The organism is Candidatus Nitrosocosmicus sp. R (assembly GCF_054408505.1).
This window is the reverse complement of record NZ_CP167090.1, coordinates 442,732-458,456: the sequence shown is the minus strand read 5'-3', so window position 1 is coordinate 458,456 and position 15,725 is coordinate 442,732. Positions and strand designations below refer to the sequence as shown.

Sequence of the window (15,725 nt, the reverse complement as noted above, 5' to 3'; positions counted from 1 at the left end):
TATAGATATTGTAGGCTAAACAGGACATTGCAGGAAGCCAACTTACAAGCAGATTTTCATGGATGTTCACAAGCATTTTCTATTCACTGTTATAAGAACAAAAAGGATTAACCAGTTTATCACATGCTTTAATTTGCAATTCTTCAACCTACAGGGAAAGTAATCATCGAAATTCTCTTTTCTATCCTTGATATACTGCATTGCTCTTTCGATTATGCTTTTCTCATAGTAGGAATGAATGTGATGATCAAGATTCAAGAATCTACTAGCCATTAGGTACCATGTACCGCCATCTGTCGAAACGGCATGTTTCCCATTGTTCCTTTCGGTGATATCTGCATTGACAGCTCGAATATCTCTCCTGTGCTTGGGCTCATTGAGTTCCTGGTCCGTTAAAAGTAAAGATAAGTTTTCATTAAATTGGTTATATTTTCAATATTTGTATGAAATCATAAATGCATAACTTAGGGTCTCATAAGAGCATTTTCTAATAGTCATCTTCACTCATGAGTGGTAAGCTAAAAAAACTGGGACCTTTTTCATCTTTATTATTGTGAGCCCCATATTTTTCCACCGTGTACATCAATAATCTCTTTAAATATTGCCAAACCCAATCCAGTTCCTCCATGTTTTCTAGATGTCATCACATCGACTTGATAGAATTTCTTAAACAGATTGTCAATTTTATCTTCGAATATTCCTTCTCCATTGTCTTTTACAGTAAATAGGAGATGCTTTTTTTAATTTATGCAACCTTAAACTCTTCTTTTTTTATGTTTATAATGTTAGTAATCCCGTTCTCCGACATTGCAAAGGCATTTGCTCAAGATGGGGTGATATATTCTATACCCGTGGGATCTTCTCCAGTAAGAGTGGCGTACAACCTTGATAATAAGAATATGTATGTATCAAACCAGCGTTCAGACACCGTTTCGGTTATAGACCACAATAATAATGTGGTGGATACGGTGACTATGGGGATGTTCCATTTGGAGTGGGCTACAACTCTGGTAACGGGTATATTTATGTTACAAATGCAAATTCAAATACTGTTTCCGTGATCGGTTCAATAGTGCCAACTGCTAATGCTGGTTCTGACCAGTCAGTAGACTCTGGAGATGCTGTACTGCTTGATGGGAGTGGAAGCTCAGACCCCAGAAATGAAACACTAACTTATAAGTGGATTCAACCTGCGGGTCCGTCAGTTAGTCTAAGCGATGCAACGTCAGTCATCCCACATTTACGGCACCTAATGTCCTTTTACAGCGCGATATTGTGTTTGAACTGGTAGTTACTAACAAAGCAGGTATACAGAGTGAACCTGATAGTGTTACTATCACCGTTGTTTCAAACTTTGAAGGAATAGTAGGTTCGGGTAATAATGTCAACATCCAGGTTCAGGAAAATTCAGAAAATAATGTAGATGGACAGTCGGGTTATGCCAATGAAGGAAATATGTATTCTGACTCACCCTTACACCAAAGACAATCAACAAACCAGAATAGCAGTGTAATATCCTGAGAATTTTATTTGAATGAAACGGATAACTAGGGTAATTACTCACCCATCTTTTTAATAATTAATATTCAAAATAGAATAAATAACTTCTTTGAAATTAGCATTAATAATCTTATATCGTTACTATAAATTGGTAGCTGGTTCGGTGGGATTAAGTCCCGTATGGTATAAGGGTTCGGTGGAAATCATGAGGATATCCACATGGGTCGACGTCAAAAACAAATGGCTGATGCTATAACAACCCTCCTTTAAAAAAGTTCAAACAATCTTATTATCTAAATCAATCATGGTACCAATATTACTGTAAAATTAATATATTTCGATTAGATTAAATGAATATGACCTCTACTTTAAGTCAAATCCCAGCTTGGACATTTAAAGCAGATTATGTTGAAACCTGTAATTGTAATTATGGATGTCCATGTAATTTCAATGGATTCCCATCCAACGGTTTCTGTAGAACTCTTGTATTATTTCACATTCGCTCAGGAAACTATGGTGATACAAGTCTTGACGGAATTGATGTAATTTCCGCTATCTCATGGCCCAAAGCAATCCATGAAGGAAACGGTACTGCTCAATTATTTATATCAAAAAATAATACTAACAACGAACAAAGAAATGCCATAATATCTATTTTTTCAGGTCAAGCTAAAGGTGAGGGTCCATTTACCTTATTTGCAGGAACAATAAAATTTTTCCTAGAACCACAGTTTGTAGACATCTTAGTCAAGATAGACGGCAAGAAGAGTAGTTTTTCTGTTCCAGGCATCATAGATGTGCAGTCAGAAAGCTTTGTTAATCCAGTTACTGGTGAAGAACAGGATACAAGAATACAATTACCCAAAGGGTTTATCTGGAAACTTGCAGAAATGGCAAAAACTAAAGTGATGAGAATTACAACTCCTCATCTTAATTATGACCATTCGGGTAAGAATGCGCTTTACTCAGTCATAGAATACAAGGGACCTTAAAGGTAGTCCTATTTTACCATACAAATCCGAAATCCATTTTTTAAGAGCGTTATATCATTGGACAAATCTCAAAAAATAATATTTATCTCCCTCATTTCCATTTCTTCCATTACATGGCTTTTTTCCATCAAACAGCCAGACATGATGGAGGCTATGATGACTCTGGACCCAATAGCAGTTACTATATTTACAATAAGTTGGACTATCGGGATGGCAGCCATGATGTTTCCAGCTATAATTCCAATGGTGTTACTATACAATCGCCTAATCTCTAACGATCAAAATCATAATAAAAAAAATGACAATTTGTCGTTGGTTAGTAAATTCAATCAGCGTACAGACAATTTAGAAGAAAGAGGAAATAGACAAAATTCCAGATCATTCGCGCTTCTTTCTAAAAGGGCTATTAAAACATCAGGATTTATAGGAACATACCTTTTGGTTTGGGCATTAACAGGTGTTATGCTACTAGTGTTTTGGTCTATAATTATGAATAATCTTTTAGTAGGATATAGCATACAAGATTTTGCGATTGTGTCTGGAATTTTGCTCATTGTGTCTGGAGTTTACCAATTTAGCCCATTGAAGAAGAGATGTTTGGGCTATTGCGAATCACCCTTGTCATTTTTTATGAAACGATGGAAAGGAAAACAGTTGAAAGATGGGTTAAAGATGGGTCTGTATCACGGCGTTTACTGTCTTGGATGTTGTTGGCCGTATTTTTTACTTATGATTGCATTGGGTTGGATGAACTTACTATGGATGGGATTGTTCGCATTAATAATTTTTGCAGAGAAAGTCTGGTCTAGAGGAATTTGGATTGCAAGGGTAACCGGCATAGTGTTTGTAATAATAGGCATGTTATCAATAACAGGAATAATATCAATTGCAACAGACGGAGGTGGAATGCACGATTCTCAGAATAAAATGAATACAATGATAATGGAAGGTTCAAATCAAGATAGAGATAATAACGGTATGAATATGAATGACAATATGGATATGAATTTGCAAATGGGTTAGAAGGTGTTATAAATCAGGTAAAAAAGATTGGAGTAATTTGTATTATTTGCTTCATCTTATTTGAATATCACAAAATTTGTTTCGAAATCGGATACTCTTAAATTTTAGTATGTTTATCTAGCTAAATGGCAACAAACATTCCTTCTTGGAAAGCTTCGGGAGATTGGTTTGATGTTTGTAAATGTAAGATACCATGTCCTTGTGAATTTGCTCAAGAACCTACGTTCGGTGATTGTGAAGGGGTATTGGCCTATCATATTAACAAAGGACATTATGGTGATACATCTCTCGACGGATTGAATGCATTAGCTATAGGAGCCTTTGAAGGAAATATTTGGGCAGGAAATACAAAGGTAACTATGGGTTTATTTTTTGATGAGCGTGCTGACCAAAAACAAAGAGAAGCACTTCAGATGATTTTTAGTGGTAAAGCAGGCGGATTTATGGCTGAATTTGCCAAGTTAATAGGGGAAATTAAGGGAATTGATTTTGCTCCCATTAAATTTGACATTTCTGAGGATTTGAGCAAGTGGAGTGCAGAGATACCAGGAAAAGTTCTTGCTCAAGCAGTAGCACTAGGAGGTCCAATGACTCCCCCAGGGAAGAGAGTTCAAACAATTAATCCACCGGGTAGTGAAGTTGGCCCAGGTGCTGTTGCTACATGGGGAACAGCTGTAAAAGATGAAGTAGATGCAATGAGTTTTAAGTGGAAAAGAGAAGGAAGGTCTAGTAAGCATATACCCTTTAACTGGGCAGGTCCATAGTTAGAGCCATAATCAAACAAAAAATCACAGCCTTACCATAAATTATTTCTTACTATTATATATTATCGTTACCAAATATTAGTCGCTGGTTCGGTGGGACGAGTGTGAAATTTCATATGAGTCTGTAAATGATTTTGAAGAAATTACAATATATTTTATAATTATTACAACTGCAACATCCTTTTCATTTTTGAGTAGTTACTACTTGATTCGATTAATACAAGAATTTTATAGGAAAGCACGAAGCAAAAACTTTTCGAATATTTAGCAAGTAAAAAAATTTGCGATTAGGTCACAAAATAGATAAGAATTTAACTATAAGGCAAACTTGCCGAGAGTCCACTTAATGATGAAAGCGTCTCATTCAAGTCTTTGTTCGCAGTAGTCCATACAATAAGCGTTTGTGTATCTCCTGTGCCTTTTTGACCCCCTCTCAAATCTTTAAAGTCATATGTATTATCTACCGTGATTCCAGCATCTCTTATCTGTTGAATATAACTGTCAATATCTTGTGTTGGTACCATTAGTACTCCCACAGTGTCAATGATTCTTGAGTTTGAGTTTATAGTAGTAGCAGACGAACTAGAAGGAGCAACTGGAGATTCTATGTTTCCAACCGTAATAGTACCAGTCATGGTTACACCTGGGTCACCTACCGCTTCATAGTTGAACTCTCCTGGAGTATTAAAGGCAAATGACTGGGAAGGTTGGCTATCGATAATTTTCCCAGTATTAAATACTGAATTTCCTTGTTGATCTTTAACGTCAATTGTTCGCTCATGACCAACGTCGCCATTAAACCAGAGTACAGTGGTTCCTGTATTAACTACTGCATTTTCAGGAACAAAATGCTGGTCTAAGAAGCGGGCTTCATCGTCTTCACCGGCAGCATGATGACCTTCATTAGGAATAAGGATAACAAGATTTTTTACATTGTTACCCAAGGTCATTGTTTTGGTATTGAACATATTTTCAGCATTTATGTCAGGCTGTAAACTAATAGGAGTACCATCACCATTGCCTGTTGAATTTTGCTGAGCTGATATATTGTTTGTAAATGACGACAGGAGTAATAATAATCCCATCATTCCACCTAATAAATAAAATAGAATAAGATTTGATTTCTTCACAGTACTACCAATAATTTCAATAGATTGATACCAAATAAAAGGTTTGACTATTCTCAGTCAATGAGAACTGTCGACAGATATATAATATATTATTAAGAGGGTTGGAGAAAGCATTAACTAAGCCATTTTCCTAAAAAAACAGCATCAACATAAGAAAGTCGTGATCAATTTTAGGGATATAGAGGTAAACGGAGCTTTTTTTGTAAATCCTTAAGACTAATGATAAGGTAAATTATTTGCATCATTTAGGCTTTGATGCTTACATCCAGATAAGTATAACCGCTTGTCTGGATGCAAAAGATGTTATTTGGTTTCTTTACTGGCCCGATTATAGGTTTAAGGAGTACCAAAAAATTAGACAGAAATCAGATGGGGTCTATGAGAGGTAATATACGTTACGTAATGGCTAAATCAAAAGATATACAATTCTGAGATAATACCGATAAGCATCACGTTAATTATTACCATTAGTTACAGTGATATTTCTTAATATTAATATATAGAAAAACTGCGTTCATTATTTAGTATAACATTTAAATCATAATCATATTTCCATCTAACAGTAAAGCCATGGAAGTATTGAATCTGATTATACTGATTCACATAGTTTTAGGGCTCATACTAGTCTATTTTGCTATTCGAGCCTATAGAAGAAGTAGATATGTTCCAATGATATTTCTCGCAGTTGGTTTTGCCTTGATAACAATAGGTGATACAATAATTGGCGACTCATTGGGTTTGTCAGATGAAAAAATCAAAGATATGGTTGAAGAAATAGCAGAAATATGTGGTTTTATATTGGTAATAATAGCCGTGTTGAAGAGTTGAATGTTCGCCAATCTTCATCACTACCGCCAGAAGACGTTTTATCCATTTTGACAGATAAATCTAGTCTTACTATTTTGAAACTGCTTGAGGAAAAAGAATACAGCATCCAACAAATTGCATCTAACCTAGATCTACCTTTATCTTCAACATATAGAAAGGTAAACAAGTTAGAACAGTTAAAGACGATAAAGAAAACAAAAATAGTTCGCAAAACTGATGGAACGGATGAATCATTTTTTACTTCTTGGATCGATGAAATTCAAATGACGTTTAAGAATAATAAAATTATTTGCAAAGGTTAAGAATAAAGAAAATCACGATAAAATAGTTCGATTATGGCAGGGGTTCAAATACTATGAAGATCCAAAGTCGACTTATAATTAACCTTCTTGACCATTCTCAATCACTGGGAATGATAAGAAGTTTATTATTCCTAAAAAAAACAGATGTCCCTAAATGACTAACATATTACAAAATTATAGGAGAGTTGCCTTGTTTTCAATTCTGGCCATTGTACCGCTACTTTTAATTTCAAATAGCGTTACATCTTATGGACAAACCAACACAACAAATGCTACAAATCAAACAAGTACCTCTGGTGGTCCAAATAGCGATCTAATAAAATTGATTGATTCTGGTATCTTAATGATAAAGAGTGGTGACAATGAGGGCGCAAAAAAATCATTATTGCAAGCTGAATCCGGTTTAGAGGATAAACCAAATGTAAGCGGTGCTGAAAAACACATCGAAGCTTCACTGAAAGCCTTAAAAGATAATGATACAAACGGAGCTTTAACTCATGCTGAAGAAGCAAAGAAAGGTTTAGCCTAATCTTATTTTTTTGTTTGGTACTAGCAAAAAATAATTTGTGATAAAAATGAATAGAAATTTATTGATAGTTTATGCTTTATGTGGCATTCTTGTAGCCACAGGGATAGTTTATTTTCTTGTTGCATATGGTGAGTATACCGATTGGGTGGAATTACTAAACTTTGGTATACATGATGAAACTACTGAAAAGCAGGTTGAAATTACGTTATTCATTACTTCAGGTTTAATCTATTTGGGTCTTGTTTTATGGTTGATAAAAACAAGGTTTATGAAAAAATCGCCATACATAGCAGTTATAGTTGTTTCAATAGCCTTGATCATAACGTATGCCGCTTCAAGAACAGTGGGTGTGCCAATTGTGGGTGTAGAACTCTATGTTGGAAAACTAGACGTGATTTCAAAAATTCTGCAAAGTGTGGCTATTGCACTGTCCTTTGCGGGATTGTACAAGATTCAAAAGTCAATACACACTCTACGAGCATAGATAGACTAAATAAAAAAAATGGGTTAATTGGTAATTGATGAAGAAACCAACTGATCTGTCCCTTATTTTGTCTACCATTTGCATACTTTTATTGTTAGATTCCAGTTATTCTACGATTAATTTATCCTATGGAGCATATGCTAAAGCTCCTCAATCACCAAATGGACCCACTGTAAAGGATAACAACCTTGTCGTGGAAAAAATAACAGATGGATTAGAAAAACCTACTAGTATGGCGTTCTTGGGTCCGAACGATATTCTGGTCACTGAAAAAGAAACTGGAAAGGTTATGCGGATTATAGATGGTCATATCCAGGATAAACCAGTACTCGATGTATCTGTGGCTACTGACATAGAAAGAGGTCTACTAGGTATTGCATTAGCAAAACAACCAGACGGAAAAATCTATGTTTTCCTTTCTTATACTGAATCAGGCAACGATTCAGATGGTAGCGATTTTGAAGACAATGTAGACCCATCAGGTAATAGATTATATCGTTATGAATACATTGACGGGCAACTGGAAAATCCTACTCTGTTACTAGATCTTACTTCAATACCAGATAATGGCAGAGGTGAGCACAACGGAGGCAAAATCCGAATTGGTCCAGATAATAACGTCTACTATATAATAGGAGAAGTGGGAGGACATAGGACCCAAGCACAGAATATTGAAGACGGTCCAGAACCAAATGGACTTGGTGGTGTACTCAGAGTTACTCAAGATGGCGATATCGTAAATGGCGATGTAATATTTGGTGATGAGTCTCCTCTTAATTTGTATTATGCAATGGGCATTCGAAATAGTTTTGGCATGGATTTTGATCCCGTGACAGGTAACTTATGGGATACAGAGAATGGTCCGACGGCGGGCGATGAAATCAATTTAGTGTATCCTGGCTTTAATGGAGGATGGTCATTGATTCAAGGATTTTCAAAGAATGATTTTATGGGTACTGGAGCAACACCGGATGACTTGGTATATTTTGGAAATGGATCATATTCTGAGCCTAAATTCTCTTGGGTTACACCAATAGGCGTTACAGCATTAGAATTCTTGAATTCCGATAAGTTAGGAACAGAATATCAGAATAACATGTTTGTAGGTGACATAAATAATGGTCTCTTATATCGATTTGTTCTTAATGAGGCACGAAATGATTTAGCCTTTGATAATGGATATATAGAAAACACAGCACTACTTGCAGATAAAGAAGTTAACGACCCCAAAGAAAATCAACCCATAGTATTTGGTCAAGGTTTTGGCGGCATAACAGACCTACAAACAGGTCCAGATGGATACCTGTATGTGTTAAGCTATACTGGTTCAATATTTAGAATCTTACCTTCTTCCGGTAATATAACAACCAGCGGCAACACCCCTACTGTAAATACCACAACTAATGATGAACCGCAACTGGAACAGTTAGATAATAATGATCAAACCAATTCTCAGAATGACAATTCTGTTCCGGCAGTCATAGTAGGAATAAACGGTGATAGTTCCTACTCTCCTAATCCTATCACAATAGAAAAGGGTCAAACAATTACATGGTATAACGGCGATACTATCTCCCATACAGTAACCTCAGGACAAGATAATGACAAAGATGCAGGAGAAGCCTTTGATTCAGGTGCAATAATACCCAACCAATATTTTAGCATGACATTTGATGAATCTGGTGAATATCAATACTATTGCATCTATCATCCTTCAATGGTAGGAGAAATAATAGTAGATTAAACATTTTCATTGATTATCAAGTTTTCTAATTTTAATTTATCAATTTCGTTACTATAAATAGGTAGCGGGTTCGGTGGAAATCGTGTGAATTATCACATGGGTTAGATAACCAATCTACGGGATTAGTTTCAGCATACTAGGGATTGATTTGTCTTAATTCGGTATTGTCTATTGTAATTTACTATGTTAAGGTAGGTTCGGGCCCGGAGGGCTTCTTGCTAATATCGGTCCTCGAGGGTAGGTTCTATTGATTATTTCCCGCATTGACTTTCCATCCATGTAAATTCAAAAGAAAATGGTTGTTATTTCAAACTCCTCCCATTGCTATTTGACAAGTTCGTCACACGTTCTTTATTTGGATCGTATGTTTGTTTAAGTAATCCATCATCTTGTATTGGGGCTGAAGGACCTGACGGTGAGACTGGTGGAGGATTCAGCGGTTCATCAAGTGATTGTTTTACTTTATCAGTGCAGAGGCGCAATCAACTACACTCATATGTATGACTAGTAAACTTACTGACTGAAAATAAAATAATATGTATATGTTAATGATGTTTTACTCACTATTTGAACCCTTTTTTTCGAATTATCAAGTTATGATTGGATTCCTCGAAGAGGTACTAGTGACTGATAAATCTTCACAGAATTGTGATTTGCTATCAATTAATACTTGGTTAAGTTGCTCTCCTACAGAATGGATTAGTGCAATAAGTAGTGTCATAACTGCAATCGCAATTGTTGTTCTTATTTTACAGTATAAAAACTCAAAGGAGCAAGTCCGAATACTCCAAGAAGAAAAGGAGTTGACACTACGACCGTGGATTGGTCCAATAGAGGATATAGATGTAAAAGATAACGGTGAGATATGGTCAAAGTTTAAAAATTACGGGCGGACACCAGCTACAATTCATTTAAAGGTAATAGAAACAAGTAATTCACCTATGTCCTTAAATGATATCCTGAAGATAAGTGAATCCAGAAAACCTGGACCAAATATAATTCTATTACCTAATTCAGAAGAACGCGCCACACATACAAATGTATTTGACCCGTTTAAAAAAGTGGAATATACATGGGTTGCAATACTATTAAAATATAAATTTTCTAATATTCCAAATAAGGAAGGAATGTATATAGGAATATGGAAAAAAATCCACATTTTGGGTAATGTAGAAAAAGTTGAAGAGCTTATAGAGTGATGACAATTTTAACACACGAAATTTGTTACTGTGATGTATTATTATACGGTCTAAATCCCATACTCTTCTATTTATAATGCCTTCGTTAATTATTTGCTAGTCTCCCGTTCCTTCGATAGTACATATATTATTCTAATTCCAAATTCAAACCAATTAGGAATCCCTTCTAACCCCTTAGATCCAGTATTCTAAATATAGTTTTCTTAGGTTAGTGTAGTTAGTGTAGTGGTATTTCTTTTAAACTTTTTTGATCTCATTCAGTGCAGCTCTTCTTTAATTACTCTAAATAGTAACTATATATTAAGAATTTTTTGTTTGATTTTAGAAGTTCTATAATACGGCTTTAGTCGTCTATTTAGTTGTAAGCCAGACTTTTTAAACAAACCCATCTGTATGTTTACTTATTTCCACTTTCCGTGCTTGAGACTCCTATAATCTCTCTTAATTATTCGTGAGGACTAAACCCTAAGAGGGGTTTGTTTTGGCATTTATGATTTAGATATGTACTCAAACAAAACAATTATTACATGGCTTAAAAGGGGTTAAAAAAATACGATGAGAGGGTGAGTAATGTTTATATGTACTGGTTACGTTATACTATATAATAGTAACACTATTCTAAGAAAATATAGACAGAATATGAAACCTTCGTTAAACCACGTACAAAGGTTAATGAGTAATTTTCTACGAGGTCTGGCGTTAATTTTGAGAGTAATACGAATGAGCGTATTAAGGCGTTTACATACCGATTTTTCTAGGTCATTTTTGTTATTTCGGTTCTCCAATGTTTTGTCCTAAAGCAAAACCCTTTAGGATTAAGTTAATGACTTTGATATGATTGTAATCAAAATCAATTAACAGCCTATTGCATCTTTTATTCGATTTGTTTGTTTGATCTCTATATTACCAAGAAGGTCATCCAATCTATCATTTTTCTACCGTTGTCTGTTAAGATCTACTATCTTATGTTAAGACTCAATGGAGTTTGTTATATCTAATGGATTTTTGACAAGAGTCTTGGTCATGTTATGGATGGTTTATTGTTCCTCTGCAAATCGTCTTTTTGTTCCTCCTTAATTAGCGATTTTTAATTCAAGTGTAACTCGAATCTTTTCCCTTTTTACGGTGCTAGAAAAATTCCCCTTGCTTTACATCTTTAGCTCCGCAGGTCAATTCAAAATAATCGAGTGGCCTAAATCAAAATGTAAAGATCAGACTCCATGTTTTTATTGCATTTTATGCTTAAATGATATTCTTTTATCCCCTTCTGAAACAGTACTAATCTTACGGATCGGGAAAGTGATTACGTTGTTTGATTATCTGCTTTATAAATTAATGTTATATTCTTTAATATTTAACAAGAAGATAACATGCCCCCTAATCGCCTTTATATAAAAAAGATTTTAGCAACGGCTACAGGTAACCCCAATGCCATCTCGTATATTCTCTAACGCTTGGTTTGCTCCATCTTCTTTATTGCGATCATTATCCAATGCCTTTTCCATCTTCGCTTGGAATCTCTCATCGGCGTTTGCTTGTGCTTGGCCGCTGTTGTTCGGTTTACCACCTTGGTCTGCTAATGCGGTTTGTCCATAGGAAAATGTAATAGACACAATTCCCAATATGGCAATTATGCCAATTGTTAAGAATATTGGTTTTGAATTCATTGTATTGTATTATTTTACCATTATAATAAATCTATTATATTTCAAAATTTTATTGAATATAGTTCAAACTTTATCTAAAACGGATGTTTTGTTTGAATAATTTTATTTTAAATAGATTTATCTAAATTAATCAATTGTTAAGAAAATTTACAAAGTTAGTAAAGTTCTTGATGAGGGATTTGCTATTAATAAAGAGAATATTCCTAATTCTATCAATGGTCTTATTTCTACAAATTATGCTTGATCCCTGATAAAAACAAATATTAAAAAGGCTTATTCCTCCTAAAATTTTTGCTATTGCAATTGAAATGTTTGTAAGAATATTAATATACCAAGATTCTAACATGAATTTTTATAGATAAAACAAGCACTTTATTATATAGATAAATGTTTGACCGTTGATGTCAACTATGGAAGGACATGAAGTTATAAGCTTTGGTGTCGATGTCATGGGTCTATATGGCGCCTTTTTTACTGGAGTCAAGGAGTTAAATGACTGGATTACCGAAAAACCAGGTTCACCTGATCCAATGATAGACTCACTAAACAGGGTACATGCTAAATTGAATGAGATCAATGATCTAACTTTGGCGACATGGGTTACACAGAGAGAAGACAATATCGCCTTTCTCCTTGCCCACGCTACATCGGCCCTTCAAACGGCAAATGCTTTCTTGCAAAGCGGCGAGGCTCGATCTGATCCTGAATGGTCACCTAGACTCGCAATAGCCGAAAGGGACTCATTTATTGCAGTGCAGACTTTTACCGGGGATTTGGAGGAAGGATTTTGGCTCCGTCCTGATAGTGTTAAGGCAATTTCCTGGGCTGGAGATCCTACGAGTTTCCAAAGCGGCTGGATGGTACACATGCCTGACAGGGCTGAACATCATTCCTTCAGTCGGGTCTGGGATTACCGGTGGGCGCTACCTGTTGCGGTATATGCCATTTCAGCTCGGATCGTAGTAATTCACACTGTTGGATTTGATGATAACGCAATACACCAAGAGGTTCAGCGTTACAACACATTCATTGCTAAAGCTTTTCAAAAGATGGAATCAGGTGTACGGTCAGTTGGTACACTAACTCCAAAACAGATTCAAAATATTCCTACACAAGGAGTACCGGTTGCGGTTGCGGATATTTATGGGGGTTACTATATTGGTGGCCTCTGTGATCCATTTTCGATGTATACTTTTACTGCCAAAGATCTTCCAAAACCGCCCGGTTTTGTCACCACTAACGGTAGCCTTGAATCTATCTTGGATAGTAAGGAAAAATTCACAAGGCACTGGTCAGACCTCATTAAGATAAAAATTGGTCTACCAGAATTACTGCAATTCGCAGGTCGATTGGAAAATATCCTTAAAAAATTAGAAACGAAGAGTGACAAAATACTGGCCTTGAAAGATATTGGAATTGATTTCAGTGTTCCGGAAGAGGATCTAAAGAATTGGCTCAATAATCCTAGCTTTACACCCTATCCAGCAATAGCCGAGGCATTGTTAAAGTTAGTAGGAAACAAACGTCTGCGCCAACCGGTATTCATAGATGTAATCGTCTCTAATTATGAGCAAACTCCAGGAGTCTCTTCACCACGCAAGTTGGAGGATGTTGATCTTGCCACACTCAAGGAAGCTATAGTTGACTCTTACAACAATCGCTATGGAGAGAGTATATCGGATTTCCAGAGCATCTTGTAATGAAATCAACATCTATTTACTATGAGGTATTTCCTCTTCTTTGCAAGTCAGTTTTCATTTATCTTGTTTTCTGATCTATAAATTCCATTTCAAGCATAATGATTAGATGTTATAATCTGATTATAATGTCAATTTTTTAGTTCTTTCTTCAGATCACCCCAACACCGGCCTTATCCTTTTTGTAATAATTTCATGTATGTCTGGACGATAACCATGATTAGCAAAAACTGAACTGTTAATTCTTCCCTAAAGTAAATCTATAATTTCAGGTTCTATTCCATAGTTTCTTAAATAGGTAGCAAAGACTTTGTGACAGTAATACATATTCATTTCAAATCTATTCGTCAAAGCAATAATGATTTGAATTTATACCAAACATTTGTATTTGATCCCCATAGAAAATTTTAACAAAATTTCTATTGATTTGTTCACGATATGATTTATGATAGAAATATTAATAGTTTTTAGATCTTATCGTGTTAATATTCATATAATTACTTACATTAGTAACGATTAAATAATAATTTTTATAACGTGGATATTACTGTCGCTTACCGGTGCCGGTATTTTAGCCAGAGATTTTCTATGTGGTCCAAATTTGACCTCATATTATGTTTACAATAGTCAAGATTTATTTTACTATAGTCAATCTCATTAAGAAACGGAAATAAAATAATGGATTTGATTTAAGGATGATATACTAATCAACTTATTTAGGATTCATCATTTTGTCTCTAATGTATGTTTTTTTTACACTAATTGTGTTGTTTCAGTTGCGGTGCGAAAACCTAATGAACGTGATAAATAAAACAGATGAACAAAAATAATGATTCTATTAAGATAACAAAATAGCAACGAGATAGTTTTCCATTCAAGGACCTGAAACCAATTTCGATTTTTCAGGATGTTCTGGTATTTCTTAACTTGTAAATCCGTCTGGTTGTTTTTTATTTGTAATTCGTTCAGACTGTTCTACGCAACTCTTTTTATCTTTTTTCGTGATGTCTGGATCCACCTTTCCATTCTCATGATTCATGAAAATAGAAGTATTAATAATCAATATATATGATTATTATAATTTTCATTTTCATTTTCCATATCTTACAGTAATTAGTATGGAATTTTAATATAACCGAAGATTTTCCTGTGAGTAAATGTAAAATGGAAATAAACCAATATGGCGAGTATATCAGTTTATACAATGGTCTAATCAAAATTATTTGATTTTTAGATGACTAGATGATAAAACCACGACTTTGGCGGATAGAGAAATTAGAATTCCATGATAGAATACTAAGAAAGTCTGATGTATTTTATGGATTAGCAGATCCTTTATGTATAGTGTACCTTGTTGCCCATTTTATTATACTATTTGTTTCCTTGAATGTCCCGGGATTTACTGATGATTCTAAAGATACTTCTTGGCCTCCAGTTATTTCTTCTAAAAAGTTTTGGAAATCTAAATAGTCTGAAAATTCTCTGTATGGTAAACCTGATCCAAAAAGCCCATTTTCTACGTCTACAAAACTAATGGGGGTAGGAAATGCAACTCCTAAAAAATAATCAACAAACCATATCGTTCCTTCATCTAGGATATAGATATACTCTGAATTAGATTTTGATTTTATTGAATCATTATTACGATAATTATCATATTTCATATAAAAAGATGTTAGATTGAACTATTTAGCCTATGTTATACCGATTATACCAATTAGCACAAAAATTCTAAACAACTCATCACCAAAACATCATAAAATATAAAAGCTATCTACCACCTTTTGTATCTATCAATCTGTTGTTATCAATGGCTTAGACAACGACAGTTTTGTTGACCAAAGCCAAAGTGGTATCCTGTACAAG

18 protein-coding genes and 1 pseudogene are annotated in these 15,725 nt (G+C 34.8%); 13 read left to right on the top strand and 6 right to left on the bottom strand.

The window, feature by feature from the left end; translation table 11 throughout:
• Positions 1–66: 66 nt before the first annotated feature.
• Both AAGU22_RS02440 and AAGU22_RS02435 read right to left on the bottom strand, forming a co-directional pair.
• Entirely contained in the window at positions 67–273 is a 207-nt protein-coding gene (locus tag AAGU22_RS02440; RefSeq protein WP_458720652.1) for a hypothetical protein, read from the bottom strand.
• 275 nt (positions 274–548) lie between these two features.
• A pseudogene (locus AAGU22_RS02435) lies at positions 549–725 on the bottom strand (ATP-binding protein); the annotation flags it as partial.
• A gap of 57 nt (positions 726–782) precedes the next feature.
• Between AAGU22_RS02435 and AAGU22_RS02430 the strand changes: the two are divergent.
• The 6 genes from AAGU22_RS02430 (at position 783) to AAGU22_RS02405 (ending at position 4,279) form a co-directional block, all read left to right on the top strand.
• On the top strand, positions 783–1,061 hold the full coding sequence (locus tag AAGU22_RS02430; RefSeq protein WP_458720651.1) for a YncE family protein: 279 nt from the start codon (positions 783–785) through the stop codon (positions 1,059–1,061).
• Positions 1,062–1,072: 11 nt separating this feature from the next.
• Positions 1,073–1,291: a PKD domain-containing protein gene (locus tag AAGU22_RS02425; RefSeq protein WP_458720650.1), complete on the top strand. Its 219-nt coding sequence runs from the start codon at positions 1,073–1,075 to the stop codon at positions 1,289–1,291.
• Complete coding sequence (locus AAGU22_RS02420; RefSeq protein ID WP_458720649.1) at positions 1,276–1,521, top strand: hypothetical protein; 246 nt, start codon at positions 1,276–1,278, stop codon at positions 1,519–1,521. Before AAGU22_RS02425 ends, AAGU22_RS02420 begins: the two co-directional genes overlap by 16 nt.
• Before the next feature lie 335 nt (positions 1,522–1,856).
• The gene (locus AAGU22_RS02415; RefSeq protein ID WP_458720648.1) at positions 1,857–2,492 is read left to right on the top strand and encodes a DUF1326 domain-containing protein; all 636 of its coding nucleotides are present in this window, start codon (positions 1,857–1,859) and stop codon (positions 2,490–2,492) included.
• Positions 2,493–2,549: 57 nt separating this feature from the next.
• Positions 2,550–3,515, top strand: a complete 966-nt coding sequence (locus tag AAGU22_RS02410) for a DUF2182 domain-containing protein (RefSeq protein WP_458720647.1) — start codon at positions 2,550–2,552, stop codon at positions 3,513–3,515.
• 125 nt (positions 3,516–3,640) lie between these two features.
• Positions 3,641–4,279, top strand: a complete 639-nt coding sequence (locus tag AAGU22_RS02405; RefSeq protein WP_458720646.1) for a DUF1326 domain-containing protein — start codon at positions 3,641–3,643, stop codon at positions 4,277–4,279.
• A 311-nt stretch (positions 4,280–4,590) separates the two neighbouring features.
• Here the strand turns inward: AAGU22_RS02405 and AAGU22_RS02400 are convergent, their stop codons facing one another.
• Entirely contained in the window at positions 4,591–5,409 is an 819-nt protein-coding gene (locus AAGU22_RS02400; protein ID WP_458720645.1) for a cupredoxin domain-containing protein, read from the bottom strand.
• Between the two features lie 570 nt (positions 5,410–5,979).
• Between AAGU22_RS02400 and AAGU22_RS02395 the strand changes: the two genes are divergently transcribed.
• The 5 genes from AAGU22_RS02395 (at position 5,980) to AAGU22_RS02375 (ending at position 9,296) form a co-directional block, all read left to right on the top strand.
• A complete protein-coding gene (locus AAGU22_RS02395) occupies positions 5,980–6,237 on the top strand; it encodes a DUF7521 family protein (protein WP_458720644.1) in 258 nt (85 codons plus the stop codon).
• Positions 6,234–6,539, top strand: coding sequence for a helix-turn-helix domain-containing protein (locus tag AAGU22_RS02390; protein WP_458720643.1), 306 nt, complete (start codon positions 6,234–6,236; stop codon positions 6,537–6,539). The genes AAGU22_RS02395 and AAGU22_RS02390 overlap by 4 nt, the downstream gene beginning before the upstream one ends.
• 190 nt (positions 6,540–6,729) lie before the next feature.
• The gene (locus AAGU22_RS02385; protein ID WP_458720642.1) at positions 6,730–7,068 is read left to right on the top strand and encodes a hypothetical protein; all 339 of its coding nucleotides are present in this window, start codon (positions 6,730–6,732) and stop codon (positions 7,066–7,068) included.
• Positions 7,069–7,114: 46 nt separating this feature from the next.
• Positions 7,115–7,552 (top strand): hypothetical protein, encoded by a 438-nt coding sequence (locus AAGU22_RS02380; RefSeq protein ID WP_458720641.1) that lies wholly within the window; start codon positions 7,115–7,117, stop codon positions 7,550–7,552.
• 37 nt (positions 7,553–7,589) lie between these two features.
• Entirely contained in the window at positions 7,590–9,296 is a 1,707-nt protein-coding gene (locus AAGU22_RS02375) for a PQQ-dependent sugar dehydrogenase (RefSeq protein WP_458720640.1), read from the top strand.
• Between the two features lie 302 nt (positions 9,297–9,598).
• On the opposite strand, the gene AAGU22_RS02370 is transcribed toward AAGU22_RS02375, so the two are convergent.
• Entirely contained in the window at positions 9,599–9,778 is a 180-nt protein-coding gene (locus tag AAGU22_RS02370; RefSeq protein WP_458720639.1) for a hypothetical protein, read from the bottom strand.
• A 141-nt stretch (positions 9,779–9,919) separates the two neighbouring features.
• On the opposite strand from AAGU22_RS02370, the gene AAGU22_RS02365 reads away from it, so the two are divergent.
• Positions 9,920–10,495 (top strand): hypothetical protein, encoded by a 576-nt coding sequence (locus tag AAGU22_RS02365; RefSeq protein WP_458720638.1) that lies wholly within the window; start codon positions 9,920–9,922, stop codon positions 10,493–10,495.
• Positions 10,496–11,898: 1,403 nt separating this feature from the next.
• On the opposite strand, the gene AAGU22_RS02360 is transcribed toward AAGU22_RS02365, so the two are convergent.
• Entirely contained in the window at positions 11,899–12,162 is a 264-nt protein-coding gene (locus AAGU22_RS02360; RefSeq protein WP_458720637.1) for a hypothetical protein, read from the bottom strand.
• 401 nt (positions 12,163–12,563) lie between these two features.
• On the opposite strand from AAGU22_RS02360, the gene AAGU22_RS02355 reads away from it, so the two are divergent.
• Positions 12,564–13,862 (top strand): hypothetical protein, encoded by a 1,299-nt coding sequence (locus AAGU22_RS02355; RefSeq protein ID WP_458720636.1) that lies wholly within the window; start codon positions 12,564–12,566, stop codon positions 13,860–13,862.
• A gap of 1,313 nt (positions 13,863–15,175) precedes the next feature.
• Here the strand turns inward: AAGU22_RS02355 and AAGU22_RS02350 are convergent.
• The gene (locus AAGU22_RS02350) at positions 15,176–15,523 is read right to left on the bottom strand and encodes a hypothetical protein (RefSeq protein WP_458720635.1); all 348 of its coding nucleotides are present in this window, start codon (positions 15,521–15,523) and stop codon (positions 15,176–15,178) included.
• Between the last annotated feature and the right edge of the window lie 202 nt (positions 15,524–15,725).